Below are 4616 nucleotides of genomic sequence, written 5' to 3'. Positions count from 1 at the left end.
ATAAATAGAATTTGAATAAGATACTGTAAAGATATGATTTTTAATTGATAAAACCCTCATGTTTCTTACGGAAAAAAATTACATTGTTGTGTAATAATGGTGATACCAACTGTCAAACTTAGACATCACGTTTAAGATATATTTAAGTACAGCGATCCAGAAATTTGCCAAATACCATAATTTGAAACTTTATTCAACAATGAATAATAGCGCTGTCAAGCAATAAATTACTAGCTGTGATTAGTTAGTAATCATTGTGATTTTTGAAATGCAAATTTATTTGTATTCTGGAAATTGCTACTCATCTGAGTTCCAATACTGCCTAAATTTACAATTAATTAATAACTAATAATATTTCGATATGGCTATTAAACAAAAGACTGCTCTGAATCTGCAACCCATTAATCAATATGTGCAAGTAAGCTTCAAATATGACGTTCATTTTACTAGGGGTTTATTTGAATTAGATAATCTTTTATTGGCACAAGTGATTGCAGGTAATGAGGAAATAACTCCCAAACGAGTACTAGTAGTGGTAGATGAAGGAGTTTTAAATTATCAAAATGCATTGCTCAAAAAAATAGCACTTTACGGTCAGTGTTATGCAGATGTCATTACTTTGACTGGCGAACCAATCATCGTTCCAGGTGGAGAAGCTGTGAAGAACGATTCTAGATTTATAGAGCAAATTCACCAGCGCATTGATGCAGTTGGATTGTGTCGTCATTCCTACGTATTAGCAATTGGAGGTGGAGCCGTATTAGATATGGCAGGATACGCAGCAGCAACGGCTCATCGAGGAATTCGGCTGCTACGAGTACCGACAACAGTATTAGGACAAAACGATTCTGGTGTCGGGGTTAAAAATGGAATTAATGCCTTTGGCAAGAAAAATTTTCTTGGTACATTCATGCCACCTTATGCTGTATTAAATGACTTTGATTTTATTACTAGCCTTGACGATCGCGATTGGCGATCGGGTATTGCAGAAGCGGTGAAAGTCGCACTAATTAAAGATGTAGATTTCTTTAATTTTATTATGACTTATGCCGATAGATTAGCTAATCGAGATATGGAAATTATGGAAAAACTAATCTATCGTTGTTCGCAGTTGCACTTAGAACATATCGCTGGAAGTGGCGATCCTTTTGAAATGGGTTCATCGCGTCCTTTAGATTTTGGACATTGGGCTGCTCACAAATTAGAACATTTAACTAATTACAGTTTACGTCATGGAGAAGCTGTGGCCATTGGCATTGCTTTGGATACAACTTATTCATATTTAACAGGGCGACTTTTACAATCCGAGTGGCAAAGAATTTTAGTTACACTTAAAAAATTAGGCTTTACTTTGTATGTATCGGCACTAAAAGAACAACTAGATAATCCAGACCATCCTAACTGTATATTTAGGGGTCTTACCGAATTCCGCGAACATTTAGGAGGCAAATTAACAATCACCCTTCTAGAAGGAATCGGGCAAGGCATAGAAGTCAACGAAGTGGATTTATCTTTCTATAAAGATGCTATTTCCTTACTACAAGATTGGGAAATTTTGCATTAAAAAGACTTACTGGTAATAGAAAATAGGGAATAGATTTATCAAACAGAATATGTACGTCAGTCGTCATAATTCAAAATTGAATTATGTGCGAGTGGCGAATGAATAAACTGTGTTTTTACACCCTGCTAACTTAAAAATTTATCAGGCTTAAAAACTTATCAGGGTGCAATTAGTGGCGGGTGCTACTCAGAATTAATTGATTCTGACTTCTGAATTCTGATTCCTGAATTCTGACTTCTGAATTCTTCTTCAACCCTATTTTTTCTAATTTCTAGAGTGATAAATTAGGAATTATGAATTACCAAAGGCTGATATTTAGGAATATTTTTTCCATCAATAAGCTCATCTGATTGGGGATGGGAATTGATAATTTGCTTTAAAACCTGCATGAGGATACCTGGCTGAAAAAACGCACTAGGTGGTTTAAGTAAATTTATCACTTCCGAGAAAAGCTGATGAATTTCTGGACTGTTAGCTTGCAGTAGTAATAATCTATCCATATACAACTGCATAACTTTGCTAATCACATCGGGTTTTCCTCCCTCGGTAGCAGACCAGCGGAAGTCTTCACCTGTGGCCATTAACCAAGGTACAGAAATGGCTTTTCTTAGTTGCTTTTGAAAATATTGTGGGAAACCAATTAAATTACCTTGGGATTGCTGAGATAATCGTTTGCTTAAACATTCATCCAGAGTCAAAGCACCCAAAGCAGCGGTGGTCATACCTTGACCATAAACAGGATTGAAGGCACAAACAGCATCACCTATTACTATCAAACCTTCTGGTAATCGAGAAAGTTTTTCGTAGTGACGCAAATTATTTTCTGTGCGCCTATAGCCGTAGATGGGCGAGATGGGTTGAGCATCTTTTATGGCTTGATAGAGAATAGGCGATCGCAAACTCTGAGCAAAGTCTAAAAATCCAGCTTCGTCAGTTGGTGGATAATCTCGACTTACACCGGCGAGTGTGACAATCCAACGATTACCTTCAACTGGATACAATACAGCACTGCGAGTATCTTTTGGTGGTTTCGACGCGATTAACAAAAATTTCCAATCTGCCTGAAAACCCTCAGGAGGATGATACCAACGGCTGGCATAGCCTAAAAAAGAATTGACAACTGTTTGTTGCGGTGGCTGATAACCCAATTGCTCCAACCACTGTGGTGTTTGAGAATTGCGACCACTGGCATCTACGATTAAATTAGCGAGGATTTCGGCTTCGGGTTCGTTGCGAAAACTGACTCGTACTCCTGTAATGGTGGTTTTGTTGGCATTAGACAGCAAGTTAGTTACCTGTGCTGCTTGCACAAATTCAATTTGGTCATTAGCTGCCAAACGACGACGGATAGTCCACTCTAAAAGATTGCGGCTAGAAGTGCAGCTAATTAAATGAGAAGGAAAGCGTGGTGCCCAACCGTTATAACCCAGCCAAGGACAATCTGCTATGGAGTCTAAAATCGGCGCTCCTGAATTCGTTAATTCTGCGATGATGCCAGGAAACAGCTGCTCTAATATCTGCTGACCCCGAATCAGTAAAGCATGGACATGATGAGCTTGGGGTATACCGTGACGTTGTTCTGGTTTTTCGGGAAAGCGATCGCGCTCTATAACGGTAACGTGATGAAAGTACTTAGTTAGTACTTGAGCTGTCAACAGTCCAGCAATACTTCCCCCAATAACAATAGCTTTTTTTTCTATAGCTGTAGGAATTTGTAAATCAAACATTTGAGATTTAATTGAGCTTGATTGTTATTTTCCTACACTTAACAAGACAATACAAAATAGTCAACCCCTGCGAGGCAGTTCGCGCATTTACACATCATCAAACCCAGCCCTTTGCATAGGGAATATAGCAGTCCTAAATAAAAAAGTGAAATCTTGCTGCTGTTGACCTTTGACAGTCAACAGTCAACGACATTCAAATTGGTGGATAGAGTCCTAGTAGTCTGTCCCATTAATTTTGTAGGGAAAAATGTTCGTAGTAAGGACTTTAGTCCTTTATTTTTAAGCACTAAAGTGCTTACTACGAACCTTTCATAACAGTTAACGACATTCAAATCCGTGGATACAGTTCTATATTGTTCACGTAAATTCTATTCCCTACTCCCTATTTAAGTAACACTAGTAGTAAAGAACTTTTCTAAATTTCGCTTTTGAACAAAATTGAGATATTGAGGTGCAATTTCTGGAGTGAGCAATTCGATCATTAAGCGATTCTCAATCCAAAATTCAATGACTTCAAATTGACCCCGGTTACAATGCAGTACCCGCCATCCTTCCTCAGCTGCGATTTCTTCAATCTCTTTTTCACTAATAGACACACTCACTGCTGCGTGAACTGCATCAAATGGGCTATAATTTTGATTCTTACGAAATTGAACTTGTTGTTCGCCATCACCAGGAATCAACTCAGTTCCCAGGGGATAAACTTCAATTAATGTGCCTTTCTCATCCATAGCTATTGCTACATAGCTTCCAGGATGGGAAGGAAATGGAGCAACTTTTCCGCCCAATATTTTAGCTAAAACTTCGGCAACATGACGGGGATTATTGGCTGCAATGGAAATGTGATGAATCATTGGTTTTGCCTCCAAAATTTAGGTATTTTATAGTCAAAATCGTCCTTAATAATTTGTGAAATTTTACTGCCCAGGCTGTTATTTCACTACAGTCAACAGCCACCACTAATATTTTTCAAAACTCAAATAGGATTGCTATAGGAGTCTGATTTGATTTATGAAAAAATCTCATTAGACTTCTTGCAAAAGTCGGGAAAAGGGGCAGGGGAAAGGGGGAAAGGTTTGCTATTTTCCCTTTCCCCTTTAACCTTTTCCCTTTTCCCAAAAGAGTGCAAAAAGCATTTTTGTAAGAGGTCTATTATCTGTAGGGTGTGTTATGGCGTAGCCTAACGCACCTAAATCCTTTGGTACATGACGCCAAAGGCTAACGCAACGACAGTTAGTTCAAGTCGGGAAACCCGCCCACACGACTGGCTCCCCTATGTATATTTCTCCAAATCAAATATGAGTCCTATATATATACATATTATT

General features: G+C 38.3%; 3 protein-coding genes. 1 reads left to right on the top strand and 2 read right to left on the bottom strand.

Annotated elements, in window-relative coordinates; all coding sequences use genetic code 11:
* Positions 1-361 precede the first annotated feature (361 nt).
* The gene (locus tag GNE10_RS32205; protein ID WP_185570037.1) at positions 362-1564 is read left to right on the top strand and encodes a 3-dehydroquinate synthase; all 1203 of its coding nucleotides are present in this window, start codon (positions 362-364) and stop codon (positions 1562-1564) included.
* Positions 1565-1848: 284 nt separating this feature from the next.
* On the opposite strand, the gene GNE10_RS32200 is transcribed toward GNE10_RS32205, so the two are convergent.
* Positions 1849-3291, bottom strand: coding sequence for an NAD(P)/FAD-dependent oxidoreductase (locus tag GNE10_RS32200; RefSeq protein WP_185570035.1), 1443 nt, complete (start codon positions 3289-3291; stop codon positions 1849-1851).
* Positions 3292-3677: 386 nt separating this feature from the next.
* Positions 3678-4145 (bottom strand): hypothetical protein, encoded by a 468-nt coding sequence (locus tag GNE10_RS32195; RefSeq protein WP_185570034.1) that lies wholly within the window; start codon positions 4143-4145, stop codon positions 3678-3680.
* Positions 4146-4616 lie beyond the last annotated feature (471 nt).

It is taken from the genome of Nostoc sp. 2RC (genome assembly GCF_014222165.1).
Lineage (GTDB): Bacteria > Cyanobacteriota > Cyanobacteriia > Cyanobacteriales > Nostocaceae > Nostoc > Nostoc linckia.
This window is presented reverse-complemented; position numbering and strand designations above follow the sequence as displayed.

What these genes read in the sequence shown, in the direction of transcription:
- GNE10_RS32205 (WP_185570037.1), top strand. Translation starts at nt 362, where the DNA reads ATGGCTATTAAACAAAAGACTGCTCTGAATCTGCAACCCATTAATCAA.
- GNE10_RS32200 (WP_185570035.1), bottom strand. Translation starts at nt 3,291, where the DNA reads ATGTTTGATTTACAAATTCCTACAGCTATAGAAAAAAAAGCTATTGTT.
- GNE10_RS32195 (WP_185570034.1), bottom strand. Translation starts at nt 4,145, where the DNA reads ATGATTCATCACATTTCCATTGCAGCCAATAATCCCCGTCATGTTGCC.